Here is a 23074-nt window from a genome sequence, read left to right on the forward strand (position 1 = left end):
TCAGATACTCACATGTTGCTGCCGAGCCCACCGGGCTCCAGGCAACTGTTCGAATCTACCGCCACACAGTCACCGTGTCAACGGATCCCTGCGGGGCGAAGAGGACAGTAGCAGCTTCCCGGTGTCCGGCGCACATCGGGCGCCGGACCGCTCGCTGCGGGGCCGTCAGGCTGCCACGGGGGTATCTGCGGGACGGTCCGCGGCATCCACGTCACCGGTCTCGCCCGCCCGCGCGGCCCGGCCGCCGAGCACGTAGACGTAGGCGAGGAAGACAACCTCCGCGACGACCCCGATGCCGATCCGGGCCCAGGTGGGCAGGCCTGAAGGTGTCACGAAACCCTCGATCACGCCGGAGACGAACAGCACCACCGCCAGGCCGATCGCCATGCCGATCGCGGCCCGGCCCTCCTGGGCGAGCGCGGTGCGTCTGCTGCGGCGGCCCGGGTCGATCACCGTCCAACCCAGCCGCAGGCCCGTCCCGGCGGCGACGAAGACGGCGGTCAGCTCCAGCAGGCCGTGCGGGAGGACCAGGCCGAGGAAGACGTCCAGGCGGCCGGCCGAGGCCATCAGACCGATGCCGACTCCCAGGTTGGCCATGTTGAGCAGCAGTACCCACAGCACGGGGATGCCCAGCAGTGCACCGAAGATCAGGCAGATAGCGACCGCCTGTGCGTTGTTAGTCCACACCTGGGCGGCGAAGGAGGCAGCGGGGTTGCTGGAGTAGTACGTCTCGTAGTTGCCGCCGGGCCGGGTCATCTCCCGCAGTTCCTGCGGCGCCCCGATGGCGGACTGCACCTCCGGGTGGGCGGCGATCCACCAGCCGATGACCGCGGCCAGCAGCACGGACAGCACCGCGGTGGGAATCCACCAGTGACGGGTCCGGTAGACGGCCGCCGGGAATCCGGCGGTGAGGAAGTGCGCGGCGTCGCGCCAGGACGAGCGGCGGGGGCTGGTGACGGCGCTGCGGGCGCGTGCCACCAGCGTCGTGAGCCGTCCCACCAGAGCGGGGTCGGGCGCACTGGACTGGATCTGCGACAGGTGGGTCGCGGTGTGCTGGTACAGCGCCACCAGCTCGTCCACCTCGGAACCCGAGAGGCGGCGTCGGCGGCGCAGCAGTTCCTCCAGCCGTTCCCACTGTCCGCGGTGGGCGGAGACGAAGACGTCGAGATCCATGGGAAGAGCTTGGCAGACGACCGGCGTGGCGGTCTGCGGGTACCGGTCGTCAGACTGGTCCGACAACAGTGGAGAGGGGATGTGCCGGGTGAGTGAACTCGTGACGGGCGACGCGGTGGTGCTGGGGCTGCGGCCCGCGAGGGTACCGAGCCGCGCGCTGGCCGTCTGCATCGACCTGGTGGTGCTCTGGTCGGTGTACCTGGCGCTTTTCGTACTGCTGCTGACGGCGGTGGCCGGGCTGGACCCGGCGGCGGAGGCGGCCATCGCGGTAGCACTGCTGGTGCTGGTGCTGATGGGCGGGCCGGTGGCCGTGGAGACGCTGAGCCACGGACGCTCGCTGGGCAAGGCCGCCTGCGGGCTGCGAGTGGTCCGGGAGGACGGAGGCCCGGTCAGGTTCCGGCACGCGCTGGTGCGCGGTCTGGTGGGGTTCGTCGAGATCCAGCTGACCTTCGGTGTGGTGGCCTGCTGCTCCTCGCTGGTCTCCGGCCGGGGCCGGCGGCTGGGGGACGTGTTCGCGGGCACCCTGGTCGTCCGTGAGCGGAACTCGGCGCCGCGGGTGGTGCCCGCTCCCCCACCGCCGCCCTGGCTGGCGCACTACTTCGACGGCCTGGACCTGTCGCGGGTGCCGGACCCGCTGTGGCTGGCGGTCCGCCAGTACCTGACGCGGATGCCGCAACTGGACCCGCAGGTGAGCCGTTCCCTGGCGGAGCGGCTCGGCGCCGACGTGGCCTGGTGCACCGGCGCACCGCCGCCGGAGGGCGTGCCCGCGGCGGCCTACCTGACGGGTGTGGTCGCCGAGCGGCAGGCCCGGGACTCCCGCAGGGCGTTCGGGGGCGCCGGGCGGACCGGCCACCTGCCGGGGACCGGCCTGGCGGGCGGGCCGCAGGCCCCCGAAGAGCACCATCCTCCGCGTGAGCAGCAGCACGGCCGGCAGGCCTCGCACGCCCAGCAGCATCCCCAGGACGCCCAGCAGCCCCAGCAGGAGCGACAGGCTCCGCAGGAGCAGCAGTCCGGTGAGGCTGCGGGGCCGTCCGACACGCCGCGGCCGTCGAGCGGGTTCGCACCGCCCTCCTGACCGGGGGCCGGGAGGCAGCGCCCAGGCCGGGAGCCCGCAGGCGGCGTGGGCCGGGTGCGTCGTTGGCTGCGGAGGCGGATCAGTCGAAGGACGTGGGCGGGGACTCCAGGTCCTCCAGCTCGATCCCGGGCGCGGCGAGGACGACGTCGCCGGCCAGGTGGACCGAGGCCTGCTCCCCCGTCTGCAGGTCGCTCAGCCGGTAGTGGTCGACGGTCAGCGGCCCGCTGTCGGTGTGGTGGATCTGCCGGTCGAGCAGTTCCCACGCCTGGTCCAGGGTGCGCGGAGCCAGTACGGAGCCGGTCAGCGCGACGAGGCGCACCCGGACGGCCGGGTCACCGAGGGCGGGCCGCAGCAGCCGGGCGGTGGCGACGAGGAAGGCGGGTGACGAGCCGGTGAAGGCGTGGGCCGGCACGTTGGCCTCCTGGGCGTGCACGCCTGCCGGGTCGGTGCGCACCCAGGTCACGCCGTCCAGGGCGGCGCCGCGGACCTGCCAGCCGGAGGCGTGCAGTTCCAGGCGCAGGGGACGGCCCAGTTCGTCCAGCGTCAGGTCGGCCGTGCCGGTCTCGGCCTCCGGGTCGCCGGGTGCGGTGGTGCGGGAGACGTAGCGCCAGCCGGAGGGTCCGGCGGCGCACTGGAAGTGCTCCTCGCCGAGGGGGGTGTGGTCGTGCGGGTCGTGGAGGGAGTAGCGGCCACGTGGCATGGGCGTCCTCGGGTACGGCGTCCTCGTGTACGGCGGCTGGGTATACGCGTTCTGCGGCTATAGCGTTCTGCGGCCACGGCGTTCCGAAGGGGGCGCCGCGCGGGCACGGCGGGGCCCCCGCCCGGAGTTCCGGACGGGGGCCGGGCGCGACGCCGGGTGCGGGGTCGCTCAGTAGCGGTAGTGGTCGGGCTTGTAGGGGCCCTCGACGGGGACGCCGATGTAGGAGGCCTGCTCGGGGCGCAGCTCGGTGAGCCGGACGCCGAGCGCGTCCAGGTGCAGGCGGGCGACCTTCTCGTCGAGGTGCTTGGGCAGCACGTAGACGTCGGTCGGGTACTGCTCGGGCTTGGTGAACAGCTCGATCTGCGCGATGGTCTGGTTCGCGAAGGAGTTGGACATCACGAACGAGGGGTGGCCGGTGGCGTTGCCCAGGTTGAGCAGGCGGCCCTCGGACAGCACGATCAGCACCCGGCCGTCGGGGCGGGTCCAGGTGTGGACCTGCGGCTTGACCTCGTCCTTGACGATGCCGGGCACCGCGGCGAGGCCGGCCATGTCGATCTCGTTGTCGAAGTGGCCGATGTTGCCCACGATGGCCTGGTGCTTCATGCGCAGCATGTCGCCGGCCATGATGATGTCGCGGTTGCCGGTGGTGGTGATGAAGATGTCGGCCGTGTCCACGACGTCGTCCAGGCGGGCGACCTGGTAGCCGTCCATCGCGGCCTGGAGCGCGCAGATCGGGTCGATCTCGGTGACGATGACGCGGGCGCCCTGGCCGCGCAGCGACTCGGCGCAGCCCTTGCCGACGTCGCCGTAGCCGCAGACCACGGCGACCTTGCCGCCGATGAGCACGTCGGTGGCGCGGTTGATGCCGTCGATGAGGGAGTGGCGGCAGCCGTACTTGTTGTCGAACTTCGACTTGGTGACGGCGTCGTTCACGTTGATGGCCGGGAAGAGCAGCGTGCCCTCCTGCATCATCTCGTACAGGCGGTGCACACCGGTGGTGGTCTCCTCCGTCACTCCGCGGATCTCGGAGGACAGCCGGGTCCACTTCTGCGGGTTCTCGGCGAGGGTGCGGTTGAGCAGTTCGAGGACGACGCGGTGCTCCTCGTTCTCCGCGGTGTCGGGCGAGGGGGCCTTGCCGTCCTTCTCGTACTCGACGCCCTTGTGGACGAGCATGGTGGCGTCACCGCCGTCGTCGAGGATCATGTTCGGGCCGCCGGTCGGGGAGCCCGGCCAGGTGAGCGCCTGCTCGGTGCACCACCAGTACTCCTCCAGCGTCTCGCCCTTCCAGGCGAAGACGGGTACGCCCTTGGGCTCCTGCTCGGTGCCGTCGGGGCCGACGGCGACGGCCGCGGCGGCGTGGTCCTGGGTGGAGTAGATGTTGCAGGAGGCCCAGCGGACCTCGGCGCCGAGCGCGACCAGGGTCTCGATCAGTACCGCGGTCTGCACGGTCATGTGCAGGGAGCCCATGACGCGGGCGCCGGCCAGCGGCTGGGTCGCGGCGTACTCCGCACGGATGGACATCAGGCCGGGCATCTCGTGCTCGGCGAGGGTGATCTCCTTGCGGCCGTAGGCGGCCAGGGAGAGGTCCGCGACCTTGAAGTCCTGGGCAATTTCCGGGGTGGTCATTCGAGCTGCTCCTCGGTGGGTCGAGGGTGAATGGCTGGCTGGTCTGCGGCAGCGGGCAGGCTCGGGCGGTGCGAGGGCGTGAACCCGCCCCGCACACAGCCTACGGACACACCGGTCCCCTGGCCGCAGCGCAGTCCGTCGGAGGCCCTCTCTCCCTCGGTGGTCCCGCTCGGCGGGACGCCCGACCGCCATCAGCAGCGACGTCTGTGCCCTTCGAATCTACACGGTCGCCGGTGCCGGGCGGGTGGCCCGGCACCGGCGACGGCGTGGATCAGCCGCGCCGGATGTCCGGTTCCAGGTAGATGACGCGGGCGATCGGCACGGCCTGGCGGATGCGTGTCTCGGCCTCGTCGATCGCGCGGGCCACCTCGGCGGCGCTGTCGTCGTGGGCCACCGCGATCTTCGCGGCGACCAGCAGTTCCTCGGGGCCCAGGTGGAGGGTGCGCATGTGGATGATGCCGGTGACGGTGTCGCCGTCCACCATGGCGGTGCGGATGTGCTCCAGTTCGGCGGGGTCGGCGGACTCCCCGAGCAGCAGCGACTTCGTCTCGACCGCGAGGACCAGCGCGATCACCACCAGCAGCACGCCGATGCAGACCGTGCCGATGCCGTCCCAGACGCCGTCGCCGGTGGCCATGGTCATCAGGACGCCGCCCAGGGCGAGCACGAGGCCGACGAGCGCGCCGAGGTCCTCCAACAGCACCACGGGCAGTTCCGGCGCCTTGGCCCGGCGGACGAACTGGACCCAGCCGAGTGAGCCGCGGATCAGGTTGGACTCCCTGATCGCGGTGCGGAAGGAGAAGATCTCCGCGATGATCGCGAAGAGGAGCACACCGACCGGCCAGTACCAGTTCTTGAGTTCGTGCGGGTCGCTGATCTTCAGATAGCCCTCGTAGAGGGCGAAGACGCCGCCCATCGAGAACAGCACGATGGCCACCAGGAAGCTGTAGATGTAGCGCTCCCGGCCGTAGCCGAAGGGGTGCTCCTCGCTGGCCTCCCGCTTGGCCTTCTTGCCGCCGAGCAGCAGCAGGCCCTGGTTGCCGGAGTCGGCGAGCGAGTGGACGCCCTCGGCGAGCATCGACGACGAGCCGCTGAACGCCCAGGCGACGAACTTGGCAACGGCGATCGCGAGGTTGGCGACGAGGGCCGCGAGAATGGCCTTCGTACCGCCTGATGCACTCATGGGTGCTGATCCTTCCGAGCTTCCGGTGCGCCCGGTCGCTACTGCTCGCGGGCGGCCCCGGACGGCGTCAGGCCGCCACGGTGGCGCGGAAGAGCGTACCCTCGCCGGTGATCCGGATCGCCTCTCCCGCCCGGACGTAGACGGACTCGCCCCGAGCCAGCGGCAGTTCGGTGCCGTCGCCGCCGTGCAGCACGGTGTGCCCGGCGGTGCAGAGCAGGATCTGCGGGCCGTGGTGGCCCGGTTCGACCGGGACGGCGGCGGGCGCCAGCACATGGCGGCTGAGCTGGAACTCCGGCGCGGGGGTGAGGTAGACCTCCGAGCCGTCGGCGTCCGGTTCGGGCCGCAGCACTCCGGGGTCGCGCGGCTCGAAGGCGACGACGCGCAGCAGTTCCGGCACGTCCACGTGCTTGGGGGTGAACCCGCAGCGCAGCACGTTGTCGGAGTTCGCCATGAGTTCGACGCCGAGGCCGCCGAGGTAGGCGTGCGGCACGCCGGCGCCCAGGTAGAGCGCCTCACCCGGCTGGAGCGTGACGTGGTGGAGCAGCAGCGCGGCGATGGACCCGGGGTCGCCCGGGTAGTGGTGGGCGGCGGCGGCGCAGGCGCGGTAGGCGGCGGCGTGCGGGCCGTCCTGTTCGGCCAGGCGGGACGCGGCGGTGACGGCCTCGGTGACGGTGTCGGCGACGGCGTCCCGTTCGGCGGTCAGCACCGCGGTGAACACCTCGCGCAGCGCGGCGTCCCGGGGGTGGGCGCGCAGCAGGTCGACGTACGGCTTGAGGCCGTCGACGTCGAGCGCGGCGAGCAGGTCGGCGGACTCCTCGGGCTGCCGGAAGCCGCACAGTCCCTCGAAGTCGGTGAGGGCGCAGAGCAGTTCGGGCTTGTGCGAGGTGTCCCTGTAGGTGCGGCGGGGGTCGTCCACGGGGACGCCGGCGGCCTCCTCGGCGGCGTAGCCCGCTGCGGCCTGCACGCTGTCGGGGTGCACCTGGAGGGAGAGCGGGGACGCCGCGGCGAGCACCTTGAACAGGAACGGCAGCCGGGGGCCGAACGCCGCGACGGCCGCGTCGCCCAGTTCGCCGTGCGGGTCGGCGGCGATGACCTCGGACAGCGGCTGCCGTCCGGCGCCGCGGTCGACGAGCGAGGGCGCGCCTGGGTGGGCGCCCATCCACAGCTCGGCCTGCGGCTGGCCGGTGGGCTCGGTGCCGAGCAGCTCGGGGATGGCGGTGGTGGAGCCCCAGGCGTAGGGGCGCACGGTGTTCGCGAGGCGGTCCATGAGGGCGTTCCTTCGACGGTACGTGCGGGGCGGGGCGGTGAGGCGGAGCCGCGTCGGGTGGGCCCGGACGCAGGGGCCGGACGCAAGGGCCCGGACGGGCCGGGTACCCCGTTTCCGGCCCCGCTGTCCGGTCGGCTGGCCGGCCCGTCGGCGGACTGGTCGATCAGCCGGTCGGGCCAGGTCTACGGCGTCGGGGTGAGCGTGAGGTAAACCGCGGCGAAATCGGTGGTGGCGATGAGTTCGGCGGCGGCCTCCACGGTGGTGCTGCCCTCGCCGGGCTGCAGCTCGCTGAGCGCCGCGCCGTGGGCGTGGGCCAGTTCCCTGGCGGCTGCCGCGGCGGAGTCCCGGCCGGCTTCCTCCTCGCGCAGGAGCACCACGCGGGCCCGCAGCCCCTGGGGTTCCTCCAGGCGGTCGCGGAAGAAGGCGTCCTCGTCGGCGCCGCCGGCCAGGTCGCCGACGAGCAGCGCGGCGTGGGCGGTGAGCGCCGAGGGCAGCTCGGCGGCGAGCGCGGGGCGGCCGGGCAGGGCGGCGAGCACCGTAGCGAAGTGGCGGGCGGCGGCGTCGGCGACCGGTCCCTCACTCCACAGCAGCGGCAGGGCGTCGGCGAGTTCGGTGGCGAGGGACTTGGCGGGGTTGCTGTAGGTGGCGATGGCCGGGCCGCAGCGTTCGGCGACCCGGTCGAGCCGGTCGGCGAGGGCGGCGATGGCCTCGGGAGGGGTGTGGCTGAGCCCGAGGCGGTCGGTGAGCGTCAGCAGCGGGGTGAGCAGCGCCCACAGCGCACCGGGGGCGCCGGGCGGCCGCAGGGTGGGCTCGGCGTGCTCGTAGGGCGACGCGGTGATCGGCACGGGCAGGCCGTGCACCCCGGTGACGCTCTCGGTGAGCGGTGCTCCCGGCGGGCTGACGGCCACCACCGTGCAGCCGCGCCGGTAGGCCTGTTCCACGAGCGCGGTCAGGCCGGGCTCGGTGCCGTCCGGGGTGAGCACGAACAGCAGGTCGAGCGGTCCCGCCCAGCCGGGCAGCGTCCAGCGCAGTCCGGGCGGCGCCGCGGTGCGTCCGGTCGCCGGGAGCAGCCGGACGGGCACCGAGCCGCCGGTGGCGGCGGCGAGCAGGTCGGCGGCGCAGCTCGCGGTGGGGCCGGGCCCGGCGACCAGCAGGGCGCGGGGGCGGCCTTCGGGTTGGAGCCCGTCGAGCCCGGACTCGGTGGCGTGCCGGGCCGCGGTGCGTACCCGGGCGCCGGCCTCGGCGGCGCCGCGCAGCAGGCCGTGCAGGTCGGCCCGGGCCAGTGCCTCCGGGTCGTCGAGGAAGGAATCGTCCAGCATGGCGAGCCCCTTCCCTGGGTCAGGCCGGTCGGCGGGCCTCGTCGACGAGGAGGACGGGAATGCCGTCCCGGACGGGGTAGCCGAGGCCGCAGCCGGCGTCGCCGGTGCACACCAGCTCCTCGTCGGCGGCGGGCTTGCCTGCCTCCGCTGCACCGGCGGGTGCGGGCTGCTCGCGGAGGGGCGCGTGGCACGCCGGGCAGGCGAGGATCTCCAGGAGACCGGCTTCGAGCGGCATGGTGTCCCTCCGGGGTGGGTCGGTGATGCCCGCCAGCCTACCGCCGGTGACCAGCGCCCCGCCCGCGACGGGCCCGTTCGGTCGCGGGTGCGGCGGGGCGGGGTGGGGCGTGCGGTCGGGGCACCCGGCAGGTGGGGCCGGGTGCCCCTCAGCGGTGGGCGGGGTCAGCCGCGGACGAGGGCGAGCACCTCGTCGCGGATTCGCGCCATGGTGTCGGCGTCGCGGGCCTCGACGTTCAGCCGCAGCAGCGGCTCGGTGTTGGAGGCGCGCAGGTTGAACCACCAGTCGGCGCCGGTGGCGGTCAGGCCGTCCAGGTGGTCGAGCTCCACGCCCTCGCGGTCGCTGAAGGCGGCCAGGACGGCGGCGGCACGCCCTGCCTGGTCGTCGACGGTGCTGTTGATCTCGCCGGAGGCGGCGTACCGGTCGTAGGAGGCGACCAGCTGCGACAGCGGCCCCTGCTGGCCGCCGAGCGCGGCGAGTACGTGCAGGGCGGCGAGCATGCCGGTGTCGGCGTTCCAGAAGTCGCGGAAGTAGTAGTGGGCGGAGTGCTCACCGCCGAAGATGGCGCCGGTGGAGGCCATCTCCGCCTTGATGAAGGAGTGGCCGACGCGGGTGCGCACCGGGGTGCCGCCGGACTCCTTGACCACCTCGGGCACCGACCAGGAGGTGATGCAGTTGTGGATGACGGTGCCGCCGCCGTGCTTGGCGAGCTCCCGGGACGCGACCAGGGCGGTGATCGCGGACGGGGAGACGGGCTCGCCGCGCTCGTCGACGACGAAGCAGCGGTCGGCGTCGCCGTCGAAGGCCACGCCGAGGTCGGCGCCCTTCTCGCGGACGCGCTTCTGCAGGTCGACGATGTTCGCCGGGTCGAGCGGGTTCGCCTCGTGGTTGGGGAAGGTGCCGTCCAGCTCGAAGTACAGCGCGTCGAGTTCCAGGGGCAGCCCGTCGAAGACGGTGGGCACGGTGTGGCCGCCCATGCCGTTGCCCGCGTCGACGACGATCCGCAGCGGGCGGATGCCGCGCAGGTCCACCAGGTCGCGCAGGTACTGGGCGTAGTCGGTGAGCACGTCACGCTGGGTGAGGGTGCCGGTCGCGGCTCCGGAGGCGGGCAGGCCCTTCTCGGCCCACTCCTCGACGAGAGCGCGGATCTCGCTGAGGCCGGTGTCCTGGCCGACGGGGGCGGCACCGGCCCGGCACATCTTGATGCCGTTGTACTGGGCCGGGTTGTGGCTCGCGGTGAACATCGCGCCGGGCATGTCGAGGCTGCCGCTGGCGTAGTAGAGCTGGTCGGTGGAGCAGAGGCCGATCTCGGTGACGTCGGCGCCGCGGGCGGCGGCGCCCTCGGCGAAGGCGCGCGTGAGCCCGGGGGACGAGGGCCGCATGTCGTGGCCGACGACGATCGCCTTCGCGTCGGTGACCTGGACGAACGCCGCACCGAACAGTGCGGCGAGCGTCTCGTCCCACTGGTCGGGAACCACTCCGCGAACGTCGTACGCCTTAACGATGTGTGACAAGTCGGGCACAGCCACCCCTCCTGGAGTCCGTCCTGAGGTGGTCAAACCTACCCGCAGTGCGGTCCGCCGGTCCGATGATCGGCCCGGCCGGGGGCCGCGTGGTGGGCCGTGTCAGGAGTCGGGGGAACGCAGTACGCGGAGGTGGCCGCGGCGGGCGACCTCCATCGGGTCGATCTTGCGGCGGCTCGGCTTCGCGTCGGTGGGCTCGACCGGGCGGCGCGGGGCGCGGGCCGCCTCGCGGACGGCGTCGGCAAGCGCTTCCAGGTCGTCACCGCTGGGCCGGGCGGGACCGGTGTCCACCGCGAGGCGGACCACGTCCCAGCCGCGGGGGGCGGTGAGCCGGGCGGAGTGCTCCGAGCAGAGGTCGTAGCAGTGGGGCTCGGCGTAGGTGGCGAGCGGACCGAGGACCGCTGTCGAGTCCGCGTAGACGTACGTCAGCGTGGCGACGGCGGGACGGCCGCACGCGGTGCGCGAACATCGACGTACAGGGCTCACGATGCTGGACGCTACCGCACTCCTGAGCGGGCTGCGACGTCTCCGCCGTGGGTCACCCGGCCGTGTCGTCCCGGTTTCGCCGGTAAGGCCCGGGTCCGGTCGTACCGCGATTGACCAGGCAGAAGACGCAGAAACGTGCCTGCACTCCGGCCGGAGCCCGGTGGCCCGGCCGGTCGCGCGAGGTCGGAGCAGTGCCGATCGCAGGCCTTGCCTGAGGCAGTTTCGATTGCGTATCGAAATGAAACCGGCGGCGTTCGGCCGAAAGGCGTAGCGGGACCGGTCGATCGGTGACATCCGGTCGGATGCCCCCGGTCCCGGCGGTGCCGGGGCCGGGGGCCGCTACGCTCGGGGGACGATGAGCAACGCCGTACCGCCCCGCAGGCCGGACGCCCGGCCACGCCACCGCGACCGCCACGGCCGCGGCATGCGCGGCCCTCTCGCGCCGCCGCAGGTCCCGCTGTCGGCGAGCCGCGCGGAGACCTTCGACGACCTAGTGCGGGACTCGGCGGAACGGCTGGAGCGCCAGTGGCCGCAGCTGTCCGCCGTGGACTTCGCCGTGCTGGAGGTCCCGGGCCTCGCTCCCGCCGAGCCGGGCGGCGGTGACGGCTGGGACGGCCGGTCCGTGCCGCTGGGCGGGCTGGTGCCCGCCCTGGGCGACCGGCCCGACTGCGTGATCGTGTACCGCAGGCCGGTCGAGCTGCGGGCCAAGAGCCGCGAGGAGCGGGCCCTGCTGGTGCACGAGGTCGTGGTCGAGCAGGTGGCCGAGCTGCTGGGCCTCTCCCCCGAGTCGGTCGACCCCCGGTACGGCCAGGACTGACCGGCCGGTCCCGGCACCCGGCGGGGCCCGGGGTGTCAGTCGCCGAGCACGGTCAGGTCCTGCGCGGCGGGCGGCACCTCCACCGAGCCCCGGTCGTCGGGCAGGGTCTGCACGGTGAACATGTCGATGTCCTTCTCCTCGGTCTCCAGCATGCGCGCGGCGTGCACCGGCCCGCCCGACACCCACTCGACGGTCAGCGCGTAGTGGCCCTTGAGCCCTTCGGGGCGCAGCTCGTCCAGCACGGTGGTGGTGCCCGGCTTGAGGGTGTGCGTCTCGGTCACCGGTGTGCCGCCGCCGCTGCCGCGGGACGCGGTCACCTTGACCTCGGCCTGCTTGCCCGGGGCGACCAGGGAAAGCGAGCTGCCCTCCGCCTCGCTGCCGGCCGCGGTGGTGCGTTCGGTGACGGGGGTGACGGCCGGGACGAACGCCGTCTCCTGCTTGGCGCCCTTGCCGCGCAGCACCCGCAGCGCCGCGACGATCGGCACGTCGGAGGAGCCATCCGAAGCGGACAGCACCAGTGAGCCGGGCTCGCCCTGGGTGAGGTCGCCCAGGTCCACCGCGGCCGTCATGCCGCTCTTGACCACCAGGGTCTCGTTGCCCGCCGGGGAGATGGTGCCGGTCGGGCCGGCCAGCTTCACCGACAGTTCGGCGTCCTGCTCGCCGGGCGCGAAGGCGACCAGCCGCACGGCGGTGGCGTCCGCCGGGATGCCCGGCAGCACCTGGGTGGCGGCGGGCGGCGCGGAGGCCGCGATCCAGTCGCCGCCCAGCTTCTCGTCCAGTGCCTGCACCTGGGCGCCGACCCGTCCGGTGCGGACCGCCACCTGGAGTGTGAGGTTCACCGCCGGGTCGGTGGTCAGCGTCGACAGCAGCACCGGCACGGTCGTGCGGCCGGGGACGTTGATGCCGGAGCCGCTGTCGGAATCGACCCGGCCGTCCTTGCCGTAGAGCTGGAGGTCGACGGTCGCCGCCGCCTCGTCCGGGTTGGTGAGGTGGATGTAGTCGTGCCGGTCGGCGACGGTGCTCACGCCGGGGAACCAGAACTCGGTGTCCGGCGCCGAGCAGTTCAGCCCGTACAGGCCGCGGCCGGCCCCTGCGCTGATCATGGTGGTCTGCTGCACGGTCCAGCCGGGCGCGAGCGGGCCGTCGGCGCTGCCGGTGCGGGCCGGCGTCTCGGTGCTGTCGGCCTTCTCCACCACGGGTGTGCCGGGCTCGGTCAGCGGCAGCGCCGGATCGGGCTCCTTCTCCTTCTTGCCGCGGTTGCCGCCCTCGACGGTCAGGGAGGCGGGCAGCAGCCCGGCCTTGCCCTTGCCGTCGCCGTCGCGCTGCCGTCCCCCGGCCGGCGTGAAGGCGGTGTGCACCGTCTCGCCCAGGTCGGAGGTGGTGGGCTGCGGGCAGACCAGGGTGGACTGCTCGACCGGCAGGCGGGAGGAGGAGGCTGCGGGTGCCCGGCCGTCCGCGTCCGGGTCCGGGCCGGTGACCTGGGCGAGCCCGGTCACGGCAGCCAGCGCGGTGACGGCGGCGATCAGGCCGAGGGCGGGGCGGTTGAGGCTCACTGCTGGCTCCGGTGGTCGTAACGGCTGCCGTCGTCGTAGCGGGCGCCGTCGTCGGGGCGGCTGCCGTCGTAACGGGTCCCGTCGTCGTAGCGGCTGCCGTCGTCGTACGTGCCGTACTGGGCCGGGCGGGCGTCACCGCGGACCTCGTAGGGGCCGCCGTAGTCGTACGTGGACGCGTACCGGCTGTCGTCCCAGCCGCTGTCCGCGAGCGGGCCGCTCTGCTGCTCCGGCACGTGGGCGGGCGGCCCCGGCGGGCCGGGAGGGCCCGGCGGCGGGGGCGGGCCGGGAGGGGGCGGCGGACCGTAGTCGTCCCGGTCGGCCTCGCCGTCGCCGGCTGCGGCCTCACGTCCGTCGGCCTCCTCCGCCTGCGCGGCGGCGCGCAGCCGCCGGGCCCGGCGGCCCTCACCCGCGACGGGCTGCGCCGGGACGACCGGTGCCTCGGCCTCCGGCAGGTCGTCGTCGTGGTCCCGGCGGCGGCCCGGCAGTGCCAGGACCAGCACCACCAGGGTGAGCAGGCCCTGCGCCCACACCCAGGCACCGGCGAGGGCAGGGGTGCGGTGCACGACCTCCAGCGATCCGCCGTCGGCGGGCAGCGTGAAGCCCTGCGCCCAGCCGTCCACGGTGACCGGCTTCAGCGGACGCCCGTCCAGCGTCGCCTGCCAGCCGTCGGAGACGGCGTCGGCCATGCGCAGCACTCGGCCGTCGGGCCCGGCGGGCAGCTCGGTGCGGACCTCGACCGGTCCGGCGGCGACGGGCACCGGGTCGGTGTCCGGGGCGACGACGGTGACCCGGGAGATCTTGCCGTCCACGCGCCACAGCTCACCGCCGGCCTGCTTGCTGAGGCGTTCCAGGCCGGGGGTGGCGTTCAGCACCCGGACCATCTCGCGGGGCGCGCCGTCGCGCACGAAGACGTAGCGCACGCCGTAGCCGCCGAGCTGCTCGGTCTGGTCCGCGCCGGACCCGGCGATGAGGTTGGCCACCACACCGCCGAGGCGGCTGTCGTCCCCGGCCGCGCGGGCCAGGTCGCCGTCGCCCAGGCGGGCCCCGGAGCCGCGCACCAGGGTGTAGCGGACCTCGGTGCCGGTGCCGCCGTTGAGCACCAGGGTGCGGGGCTGGTCGCGGGTGGCGCTCTCCTCGGCGACGAACGCCGGGACCTGGACGGGGCTGCGGCGCTCCAGCGGCCCGTCGGCGCCGGACACCATCCAGCCGAAGGCGGCGAAGAGCGGCGCCGCGGCGGCGGCCCCGGCGATCAGCACGGCGACCGGCTGGCGCCAGCCGAAGCTCTGCGCCGCGACCCGGGTGCGGGCGCCCTCCGCGCCGAGGGCGGCGGCGGCGATCAGCGCGATGCCCTGGACGAGGGTGGCCGGCCCGGCCCAGGCGGTGTGGTTGCCGAGGACGGCGAAGACCAGTCCGGTCAGGGCGGCCGTCCAGGCCGCGCCGACGGCGAGGCGCCGCTCGGGGCGCAGCGTCGCGGCGAGCGCGGCGAGCACCAGGCCGCCCAGCAGCAGGCCGCCGGTGGTGCCGGGGCCACCGGGGTTGAGGGTGAGCAGGTCCAGTGCGCTCGCCGGGGCGGTGGCGAACGGCAGTCCGGCCTCGGTGAGGAACGCGGCGGGGTCGGTGAGCAGCGACAGCGACCAGGGGGCGAGCAGCACCATCGGCGTGGCGAGCAGGACGAAGGTCCGCAGCAGGTGGGCGCCGACGTGGGTGCGGGTGCGCAGCCGCAGCGCCAGCAGCGCGGCGGCGAGCACGGCGGCCATCGGCCAGACCACGGGTGTGAAGGCGGTGGTGACGGTGAGCAGCAGCGAGTACGCCCACACGGCCCGCCAGCCGGGGCGTTCACCGTCGGAGGCGAGGCCGGAGGCGGCGACGGCGGCGCGGGCCATCAGCGGAAGCAGTACGGCGAGCACCGCGGTGCCCAGGCGGCCGGCGGCCAGCGCGCCGGTGACGGCGGGCAGCAGCGCGTAGGCCACGCTGCCCCAGGCGCGCAGCACGCGGGAGGTGACCAGCGGCCGGGAGGCGAAGTAGGCGCTGAGTCCGGCCAGCGGCACCGAGCACACCAGGAGCAGCGTCATGGCGAGGCCGGGGCTGCCGAACAGTACGGTGGCCAGCCCGGCGAGCATGCCGAGGTAGGGCGGTGCGGCCTCGGTGGAGCCGACACCGACGGCGTGCCAGCTCTCGGCGAAGCGGGCCCACAGTCCGGCGGCGTCGCCGGGTGCGGGCAGCAGGGCGCCGCCGGCGAGCGCGCCGCCGCCGAGCAGGGCGCGGCAGGCGATGAGGGAGACGAGGAGCAGGGCGGCGAACAGCACGGGCGCGGGCTTGCGCGCGAGCCGCCGCAGCCGGGCGAACTGCTCGACCTCCAGGTAGTCGGCGTCGTCGCCGCCGGGTCCGCTCTCGACGGCGCCGTGGCGTCCCGGGTTGGGCTGGTCGGTCTCGGTGCGCCCGGCGAGGTTGGCGGCGGCCTGCTCGACGGTGACGCGGATGGTCGCGCCGGGCGGCGGGAAGAGCGGGCGGAGTTCGCCGGGTTCGACGGCGGGTCTGCCGCGGCGTTTCCTCGCCTTGAGCAGCAGTTCGGGGCGCAGCAGGGTCCTGAACAGACCGGTGACCTCGTCGAGGGCCTGCCCGGGTGCCTTGCCGACGAGGTAGGCGACGGTCCGCACCAGGGTGCCGACGACGAGCCGCAGCAGCACCCAGGGCAGGGCGCGGGCACGGGTGTTGGCGAGCAGCGTGTAGACGGCACCGGCCTTGTCGACGCGGTGCGGGCCGACGACGGTCCGGCCGGCGCAGTCGATGGGGCGGCGTTCGCGGGCGGCGGCCTCGGCGTGCCGCAGGGCGGCGGCGGGGGCGACGAGCACCCGGTGGCCGGCTGCCTGGGCGCGCCAGCACAGGTCCACGTCGTCGCGCATCAGCGGCAACCGGCGGTCGAAGCCGCCGAGTTCGTCGAAGACGTCGCGGCGGATGAGCATGCCGGCGGTGGAGACGGAGAGGACCTGGCGGACCTGGTCGTGCTGGCCCTGGTCCTGTTCGCGGCGGTCCAGGCCGGTCCAGCGCCGGCCGCTGTGGGCGATGGAGACGCCGGTCTCCAGCAGTTGGCGCGTGTTGTACCAGCTGCGGAGCTTGGGGCCGACGACGACGGCGGAGGGGCTGGCGTCGGCGACGCGCAGCAGCTCCAGCAGCGCCTCGGGTTCGGGGGCGCAGTCGTCGTGCAGCAGCCAGAGCCAGTGGACGGGTTCGCCGTGCGGCAGCTCGGGCAGGTCGTAGGCGTCGTCGTGCCAGCTGCGGGTGACCGGGTCCCAGCCGCTGGGCCGCTTCAGGTAGGACAGGTCGTCGGGGCCGAGCACCGGCGCGGTGCGGGCGGCCTCGGCGACGGCGGTGCCGAAGCCGGTGCGGCGGGCGAGGTGGAGGACCCGGTCGGCACCGAGGGTGTCGGTGACGAGCTGGGCGGAGGAGTCCGCGCTGCCGGTGTCGGCGGCGATGACGTCCTGCGCCGGGCGGACCTGGCCGACCAGGCCGGCCAGGGCGTCGGGGAGCCAGCGCTCTCCGTCGTGGGAGACGAGCACGGCGGTGACGACGTGCTTGGGGAACTCGGGGGCGGCCTGTTCGTTCTGGGCCGCCGTGTGGCTGTGCACGGACATCGAGCTACGGGCCCCGGTCAGTGGGTGCGGAGGACGCGCTGCGTCCTGGACGGTGCCCCACACTAATGGGGTCCGCCGCCGCCGCGCCCGGGACCGGGCAGACCGCCCGCTACCGACCCGCTTCGGCAGGTTTGACCTGGTGTGCGGTGAGCCGTCCACGGCCTCGGTCGCCTGCGGGGGTGGTCCGTCGCGGGGCCGTCGCGGCCCGGCGCCCGCCGAACCGGCGGTCCGGCCGCGGGGTGACCCTCAGAGTCGGACGGCGGGTCGGACGACGGGTCAGATGGCGGCTTTCTTCAGCCGGCGCCGCTCGCGTTCGGAGAGGCCGCCCCAGATGCCGAAGCGTTCGTCGTTGGCGAGGGCGTACTCCAGGCACTCGGAGCGCACCTCGCAGGCGAGGCAGACCTTCTTGGCCTCGCGGGTGGAGCCGCCCTTCTCCGGGAAGAACGACTCGGGGTCGGTCTGGGCGCAGAGTGCGCGCTCCTGCCAACCGAACTCTTCTTCCGCCTCTTCGACCAGCAGTTGCTGGAACAGCTCGGTCATGTGCGCGCCCCTCGTCTGTCTTTATGTCCCCGTGATGCCACCGTTATCGATCAGTGCTGAACGACACGAGTGAAATTACAAGTGTGCGGATACGGGCCAGTCAAGCCGAGATCTGCTATTGAGCCCGTTATTCACTCTGCGGAACCAAGGCATCGCCGTTAGTGTTCAAATCGCCACAAACCCTGAAAACCCGACAACGCGCCTTTCAGTCCAGACAAGGCAGTCGACGAGCGCCTTCAGAACACAGGACGCGACACCGGTCACTCACGTTGCACCCGGCGACCTCACTGAGCCCTTGATCACAGAACGATCACGGAAACAGGACAGCGGGCGCCGGAACGACTGATGCGCCAGGTATCCGCGGTTCGGGAGGAGCAAACCTCCCCTCTCGCCAGGCGCCCGAATGGCGGGACGTTATGCCGCCAAACGGGACATCCGGTTGACAGAGGGCGGCTCGGCACGCTCTCCTTGTCCCCATGCCAGTGACTCCTGCGTCCAGCCCGGCCCGCGCCCGCGGGTTCGTTCGCGCTGCCCAGGGCCACTGTCGCTGTTGCTGCTGTTGAGATCCCCCCTCCCATGGAGGGCCCGTCTCCGGCAGGGAAGCCGCCTCACCGCCCGCTCCCGCCATGACGCGCCTACCACCGGACTGCACCTCACTCCGCCAGCACAGCCACCCATCTCCCCCTAGGGACACCACCTGTGAACAGCGACGTCGAGATCGCCGGCGATCTGCTCGCCATCCCCCACCTGCTGCCGCCCGCCCCGGCACACCCCTCCACCGTCGCCGGCTTCGCCGGGCTGGCGCGGGACGTCGCCGCCGACCGCGCGTCCTGGGCGCCGCTCGTCCGCTACGACGCCACCACCCGCTGGTACCACCGGGTGCGGACCGGCCCCGGCTACGAGGTGTGGCTGCTCAGCTGGGTCCCCGGCCAGGGCAGCGGCCTGCACGACCACGGCGTCTCCTCCGGCGTGCTGACCGTGCTGGAAGGACGGCTGACCGAACGCACCCCCGCCGGCGCCCGCGAACTGGGCGCCGGGACGCAGCGCGTGTTCGGCCCCGGCTACGTGCACGAGATCGTCAACGACGCGCTGGAGCCGGCCGTCAGCCTGCACGTCTACCACCCCGGACTGACCGCGATGCCGATGCACACCGAAGCCCGCCCCGCGCAGGGCGCCCGCACGCCCGCGTGAGGACGGCTGCGACCTCTCCCGCCGCCCCGGGCGGCACCGCCGGCTGACAGACTGTGCGGCATGCAGCGCATAGTGGTTCTGGCCGGCGGCATCGGTGGTGCCCGCTTCCTGCGCGGCCTGCAACAGGCCGCCCCCGACGCGGACATCACCGTCATCGGCAACACCGGTGACGACATCCACCTCTTCGGGCTGAAGGTCTGCCCCGACCTCGACACCGTGATGTACACGCTCGGCGGCGGCATCCACCCCGAGCAGGGGTGGGGCCGCGCCGACGAGACGTTCACGGTGAAGGAGGAGCTGGCCGCCTACGGGGTCGGGCCCGAGTGGTTCGGGCTGGGCGACCGGGACTTCGCCACCCACATCGTGCGCACCCAGATGATCGCCGCGGGCTACCCGCTCAGCGCCGTCACCGAGGCGCTGTGCCGCCGCTGGGAGCCGGGCGTGCGGCTGCTGCCGATGACGGACGACCGGGTCGAGACGCACGTGCTGATCGACACCGAGGACGGCGGCCAGAAGGCGGTGCACTTCCAGGAGTACTGGGTGCGGCTGCGCGCCTCCGTGGCCGCCCGCGCGGTGGTCCCGGTCGGCGCCGAGCAGGCCAAGCCCGCGCCGGGCGTGCTGGACGCGCTCGCCGCCGCCGACGTCATCCTCTTCCCCCCGTCCAACCCGGTGGTGAGCATCGGCACCATCCTGGCCGTGCCCGGCATCCGCGAGGGCATCGCCGAGGCGGGCGTGCCCGTCGTGGGGCTCTCCCCGATCGTCGGCGGCGCCCCGGTCCGAGGCATGGCAGACCGGATGCTCGCCGCGATCGGCGTGGAGACCACCGCCGAGGCCGTCGCCCGGCACTACGGCTCCGGTCTGCTCGACGGCTGGCTGGTGGACACCGTGGACTCCGCCGCCGTGGACGCGGTCGAGGCGGCCGGCATCCGCTGCCGCGCGGTGCCGCTGATGATGGCCGACACCGACGCCGCCGCCGCCATGGCCGCCGCGGCACTCGACCTGGCCGGCGAGGTGCGCGCGTGACCGGCCCCGCGACGCCCCCGGCCTACCAGGTGTGGGCGCTGCCCGGCATGCCCGAGGTCCGGGCCGGCGACGACCTGGCGCAGCTGGTCGCGGACGCCGCCACCGGCGGCGGCCTGCCGGGCCTCGCGCACGGTGACGTGCTGCTGGTCACGTCGAAGATCGTCAGCAAGGCCGAGGGCCGGTCCGTGCGGGCCGCCGACCGCGAGGCGGCCATCGACGCCGAGACGGTCCGCACGGTGGCCCGGCGCGGCCCGGCCCGCATCGTGGAGAGCCGGCACGGGTTCGTGATGGCCGCCGCGGGCGTCGACGCCTCCAACACACCCGAGGGCACCGTCCTGCTGCTGCCAGAGGACCCCGACGCCTCCGCCCGCCGGCTGCGCGACGGCGTGCGCGAACTGCTCGGCGTCGAGGTCGGCGTGGTGGTCACCGACACCTTCGGGCGGCCCTGGCGGGTCGGGCAGACGGACGTCGCGATCGGCGCCGCCGGAGTGCGGGTCCTGCACGACCTGCGCGGCAGCACCGACAGCCACGGCAACCCGCTGGGCGTCACCGTCACCGCCGTCGCCGACGAACTCGCCGCGGCCGGGGACCTGGTGAAGGGCAAGGCCGACGGCATGCCGGTCGCCGTGCTGCGCGGCCTGCCGCAGCACGTGCTCGGCCTCGACGAGGACCCCCCGTCGCCGGACGCCGGTACCCACCCCGGCCCGCCCGGTGAGCCGGCCGCGGGCGACGAGGGTGCGCGGCTGCTCGTGCGGCCCGCCGAGCAGGACATGTTCCGGCTCGGCACCTCCGAGGCGGTCCGCGAGGCGGTGTCGCTGCGCCGCACCGTCCGCGAGTTCACCGACGAGCCGGTGGACCCGGCCGCGGTGCGCCGGGCGGTCGCACTGGCCGTCACCGCGCCCGCGCCGCACCACACCACACCCTGGCGCTTCGTACTGCTGGAGTCGCCGGGCAGCCGGGTCCGGCTGCTCGACGCCATGCGTGACGCCTGGATCGCGGACCTGCGGGCCGACGGACGCACCGAGGAGAGCGTCAACCGCCGCGTGCGGCGCGGCGACGTCCTTCGGCGGGCCCCCTACCTGGTGGTGCCGTGCCTGGTCGCCGACGGCGCGCACGACTACCCGGACGCGCGGCGCAGCGCCGCCGAACGGGAGATGTTCGTGGTCGCCGCGGGCGCGGGCGTGCAGAACCTGCTGGTCGCGCTCGCCGGAGAGCAACTGGGTTCGGCCTGGGTGTCCTCGACGATGTTCTGCCGGGACGTGGTGCGCGAGGTGCTGGAACTGCCCGGCGACTGGGACCCGATGGGCGCCGTGGCCGTGGGCCACCCGGCCGCGCCGCCGCGCCCCCGCCCGCCGCGCACCGGCGAGGAGTTCCTCGTCGTGCGCTGACCCCGCAGGCTGCCCCCGGCGTCAGAGGCGGGCGATGTCGCCGACGGGGAAGCGCGGGGCGCGGCGCGGCGGGGTGTGCCCGGAGACGAGGATCAGCCGCGTCGCCCGGTGGCGCTGGCCGCCGTAGGGGGCGAGCAGTTCCAGCATGCCCGCGTCGTCGACGCCCCGGCGGCCGGCGAGCGCCCAGCCGACGGTGCCGGGCAGGTGCAGGTCTCCGACGGTGACGGCGTCCGGGTGGCCGTTGCTGCGCTGCAGCGTCTCGGCGGCCGTCCAGGGGCCGACGCCGTCGACCGCGGTGAGGCGGCGCACCGCAGCGGGCAGCTCCATCGTGGTGGCCTGCTCCAGCCGCTCCGCGACCCGGCACGCCCGCAGCACCGCGGACGACCGCCTGGCGTCGACCCCGGCCCGGTGCCACTCCCAGGACGGCACGTGCCGCCAGGTGTGCGGGTCGGGCATCACCCGCATGCCCTCGGCCGGGCCGGGCGCGGGTTCGCCGTACCGGTCCAGCAGCAGCCGCCACGCGCGGTAGGCCTCCACCGCGGTGACCTTCTGCTCCAGCACGGCCGGGATCAGGGACTCCAGGACCAGGCCGGTGCGGATCAGCCGCAGCCCCGGGTGCCGGTGCTGCGCCTGCCGGACGACGGGGTGGTGGGCGACGAACGCCTGCGGGGTGTCGTCCGCGCCGAGCAGGGCGGGCAGGCCGTCGAGTGCCCACTCGGCCCCCGGGCCCCAGGCCGTCGCCTCGACCGCGCCGCCGGCGCGGGGCGCGAGGCGCAGCGTGACCGGGCCCTGCGGGGTACGGCTGGCCCGCCAGACGGCGCCGTCCGCGACCCGGTAGGCCGGGTCCCGGGGGCCGCGCCGGAGCACGCCCAGGCTGCCGCGCAGGTCGTACGGACCGGGCGGCTCCCAGGTGCGGGTGGCGGGCATCCCGCCAGGCTAGCCGCCGACACCGACAGCCGCCGACCCACGGGCCGGCCCCCCACGGGCGGAGCCGGTCGTGGAGGTTCGGTGGTGGAGGTCTGGTCGTGCAGGGTCCCGGGAGGCGGTGGCCGTCAGGAGGCGACGGCCGTCAGGGGGCGGAGAAGCGGATGGCGGCGTCCGGGATACGGGCGTCGCACCAGACGCGGACACCGGCGCGCAGCTCGTTGTCGGCTCCCACGTCGGCGCCGTCGCCGATCACCGCGCCGTCGAGCACGCTGCGCGCGCCTATCCGGGCGCCGGCGCCGATCAGCGAGTCGCGGACGTCCGCACCCGCCTCGACCACCGCGCCCGCCAGCACCGTGCTGCCGTCGATGCGGGCGCCGGGGCCGACCCGGGCGTCGGTGCCGATCGCGGTGCCGCCGCTCAGCTTGGCGTCCGGCGCGACGTCGGCGCCCGCCATCACCAGCCGGTCGCCGCAGCGGCCGGGCACCGCCGGGGACGGCGCGCGGCCCAGCACCAGGTCGGCGGAGCCGCGCACGAACGCCTGCGGGGTGCCCAGGTCGAGCCAGTAGGTGGAGTCGACCATGCCCTGCAGGTGTGCGCCGTCCGCGAGCAGGCCGGGGAAGGTCTCCCGCTCGACCGAGACCGGGCGGCCGGCCGGGATGCTGTCGATGACCGAGCGGTTGAAGACGTAGGCACCGGCGTTGATCTGGTCGGTGACGATCTCCTCCGGCGTCTGCGGCTTCTCCAGGAAGGCGGTGACGCGGCCGTCGGCGTCGGTGGGCACGAGGCCGTAGGCGCGCGGGTCGTCGACGCGGGTGAGGTGCAGCGACACGTCGGCCCCGGTGCTGCGGTGGGTGTCCACGAGTGCGCGGATGTCCAGGCCGGTGAGGATGTCCCCGTTGAAGATCAGCACCGGGTCGCCGGGACCGCAGGTCAGCCGGGATGCGACGTTGCGGATGGCGCCGCCGGTGCCCAGCGGCTCCTCCTCGGTGACGTACTTCAGGTGCAGGCCGAGCTTCGAGCCGTCGCCGAAGTGCGGTTCGAAGACCTCCGCGAGGTAGGACGTGGCCAGCACGATGTGCTCCACCCCGGCCGCCCTGGCGCGGGCGAGCTGGTGGGTGAGGAACGGCACGCCGGCCGCCGGGACCATGGGTTTGGGGGTGTTCACCGTGAGCGGGCGCAGCCGGGTGCCCTGCCCTCCGACCAGGAGGATCGCCTCTGTCACCGTCGTCTCTGCTTCCTGCCGGGGCCGCACCGGGTCGTGCTCGGCGGCCAGTGTATGCAGACGTGGACGTCGCGGACCCCGGGCGTGGTTGCCCGGGACCCGCGACGTGGTGGTACCTGTCACAGTGCTGCTGTCCTGCGGTTTTGCGCCCGTGCGGCTACCGACCGGTCCTGTCCGGTGCTGCTCGGTCCTGC

At 74.3% G+C, this 23074-nt stretch carries 19 protein-coding genes; 5 read left to right on the forward strand and 14 right to left on the reverse strand.

Annotated features, from left to right (window positions below; genetic code table 11):
- Positions 1 to 165: 165 nt before the first annotated feature.
- On the reverse strand, positions 166 to 1173 hold the full coding sequence (locus tag QNO07_RS20225; RefSeq protein WP_283993619.1) for a stage II sporulation protein M: 1008 nt from the start codon (positions 1171 to 1173) through the stop codon (positions 166 to 168).
- 88 nt (positions 1174 to 1261) lie between these two features.
- Here QNO07_RS20225 and QNO07_RS20230 point away from each other — a divergent pair, with 88 nt between their 5' ends.
- Positions 1262 to 2248, forward strand: a complete 987-nt coding sequence (locus tag QNO07_RS20230) for an RDD family protein (protein WP_283993620.1) — start codon at positions 1262 to 1264, stop codon at positions 2246 to 2248.
- A gap of 79 nt (positions 2249 to 2327) precedes the next feature.
- Here the strand turns inward: QNO07_RS20230 and QNO07_RS20235 are convergent, their stop codons facing one another.
- The 8 genes from QNO07_RS20235 to QNO07_RS20270 all read right to left on the reverse strand — a co-directional run bounded on the left by QNO07_RS20235 (position 2328) and on the right by QNO07_RS20270 (position 10590).
- A complete protein-coding gene (locus tag QNO07_RS20235; protein ID WP_283993621.1) occupies positions 2328 to 2948 on the reverse strand; it encodes a hypothetical protein in 621 nt (206 codons plus the stop codon).
- Between the two features lie 168 nt (positions 2949 to 3116).
- Positions 3117 to 4574, reverse strand: coding sequence for an adenosylhomocysteinase (gene ahcY / locus QNO07_RS20240; protein WP_283993622.1), 1458 nt, complete (start codon positions 4572 to 4574; stop codon positions 3117 to 3119).
- Between the two features lie 271 nt (positions 4575 to 4845).
- Positions 4846 to 5757 (reverse strand): cation diffusion facilitator family transporter, encoded by a 912-nt coding sequence (locus QNO07_RS20245; protein ID WP_283993623.1) that lies wholly within the window; start codon positions 5755 to 5757, stop codon positions 4846 to 4848.
- A 67-nt stretch (positions 5758 to 5824) separates the two neighbouring features.
- Positions 5825 to 7024 (reverse strand): mannose-6-phosphate isomerase, class I, encoded by a 1200-nt coding sequence (manA, locus tag QNO07_RS20250; RefSeq protein WP_283993624.1) that lies wholly within the window; start codon positions 7022 to 7024, stop codon positions 5825 to 5827.
- Positions 7025 to 7206: 182 nt separating this feature from the next.
- Positions 7207 to 8343 carry an SIS domain-containing protein gene (locus tag QNO07_RS20255; RefSeq protein ID WP_283993625.1) on the reverse strand — a complete coding sequence of 379 codons (1137 nt, stop codon included), beginning with the start codon at positions 8341 to 8343 and terminating at the stop codon, positions 7207 to 7209.
- A 19-nt stretch (positions 8344 to 8362) separates the two neighbouring features.
- Positions 8363 to 8578, reverse strand: coding sequence for a Trm112 family protein (locus QNO07_RS20260; protein WP_283993626.1), 216 nt, complete (start codon positions 8576 to 8578; stop codon positions 8363 to 8365).
- Between the two features lie 164 nt (positions 8579 to 8742).
- Positions 8743 to 10101: a phosphomannomutase/phosphoglucomutase gene (locus QNO07_RS20265; RefSeq protein WP_283993627.1), complete on the reverse strand. Its 1359-nt coding sequence runs from the start codon at positions 10099 to 10101 to the stop codon at positions 8743 to 8745.
- 102 nt (positions 10102 to 10203) lie between these two features.
- Positions 10204 to 10590, reverse strand: coding sequence for a DUF3499 domain-containing protein (locus tag QNO07_RS20270; RefSeq protein WP_283993698.1), 387 nt, complete (start codon positions 10588 to 10590; stop codon positions 10204 to 10206).
- 352 nt (positions 10591 to 10942) lie between these two features.
- On the opposite strand from QNO07_RS20270, the gene QNO07_RS20275 reads away from it, so the two are divergent.
- On the forward strand, positions 10943 to 11404 hold the full coding sequence (locus QNO07_RS20275) for a metallopeptidase family protein (protein WP_283993628.1): 462 nt from the start codon (positions 10943 to 10945) through the stop codon (positions 11402 to 11404).
- A 35-nt stretch (positions 11405 to 11439) separates the two neighbouring features.
- Here the strand turns inward: QNO07_RS20275 and QNO07_RS20280 are convergent, their stop codons facing one another.
- The 3 genes from QNO07_RS20280 to QNO07_RS20290 all read right to left on the reverse strand — a co-directional run bounded on the left by QNO07_RS20280 (position 11440) and on the right by QNO07_RS20290 (position 17129).
- Positions 11440 to 12957, reverse strand: a complete 1518-nt coding sequence (locus QNO07_RS20280; protein ID WP_283993629.1) for a DUF5719 family protein — start codon at positions 12955 to 12957, stop codon at positions 11440 to 11442.
- The gene (locus tag QNO07_RS20285) at positions 12954 to 16589 is read right to left on the reverse strand and encodes a glycosyltransferase (RefSeq protein WP_283993630.1); all 3636 of its coding nucleotides are present in this window, start codon (positions 16587 to 16589) and stop codon (positions 12954 to 12956) included. Before QNO07_RS20285 ends, QNO07_RS20280 begins: the two co-directional genes overlap by 4 nt.
- Before the next feature lie 276 nt (positions 16590 to 16865).
- Positions 16866 to 17129, reverse strand: coding sequence for a WhiB family transcriptional regulator (locus QNO07_RS20290; RefSeq protein ID WP_283993631.1), 264 nt, complete (start codon positions 17127 to 17129; stop codon positions 16866 to 16868).
- Positions 17130 to 17828: 699 nt separating this feature from the next.
- On the opposite strand from QNO07_RS20290, the gene QNO07_RS20295 reads away from it, so the two are divergent.
- From QNO07_RS20295 to QNO07_RS20305, 3 genes are read left to right on the forward strand one after another with little or no spacing between them, the layout of a single operon-like run.
- Entirely contained in the window at positions 17829 to 18320 is a 492-nt protein-coding gene (locus tag QNO07_RS20295) for a cysteine dioxygenase (RefSeq protein WP_283993632.1), read from the forward strand.
- A 60-nt stretch (positions 18321 to 18380) separates the two neighbouring features.
- On the forward strand, positions 18381 to 19343 hold the full coding sequence (gene cofD / locus QNO07_RS20300) for a 2-phospho-L-lactate transferase (protein WP_283993633.1): 963 nt from the start codon (positions 18381 to 18383) through the stop codon (positions 19341 to 19343).
- Positions 19340 to 20731 carry a coenzyme F420-0:L-glutamate ligase gene (locus tag QNO07_RS20305; protein ID WP_283993634.1) on the forward strand — a complete coding sequence of 464 codons (1392 nt, stop codon included), beginning with the start codon at positions 19340 to 19342 and terminating at the stop codon, positions 20729 to 20731. The genes cofD and QNO07_RS20305 overlap by 4 nt, the downstream gene beginning before the upstream one ends.
- A gap of 21 nt (positions 20732 to 20752) precedes the next feature.
- Here the strand turns inward: QNO07_RS20305 and QNO07_RS20310 are convergent, their stop codons facing one another.
- Positions 20753 to 21658 (reverse strand): DNA-3-methyladenine glycosylase family protein, encoded by a 906-nt coding sequence (locus QNO07_RS20310; protein ID WP_283993635.1) that lies wholly within the window; start codon positions 21656 to 21658, stop codon positions 20753 to 20755.
- Between the two features lie 142 nt (positions 21659 to 21800).
- Positions 21801 to 22880 carry a mannose-1-phosphate guanylyltransferase gene (gene manB / locus QNO07_RS20315; RefSeq protein WP_283993636.1) on the reverse strand — a complete coding sequence of 360 codons (1080 nt, stop codon included), beginning with the start codon at positions 22878 to 22880 and terminating at the stop codon, positions 21801 to 21803.
- Positions 22881 to 23074 lie beyond the last annotated feature (194 nt).

This window comes from Streptomyces sp. 549 (genome assembly GCF_030124175.1).
In the GTDB taxonomy this organism is placed as follows: Bacteria; Actinomycetota; Actinomycetes; order Streptomycetales; family Streptomycetaceae; genus Streptomyces.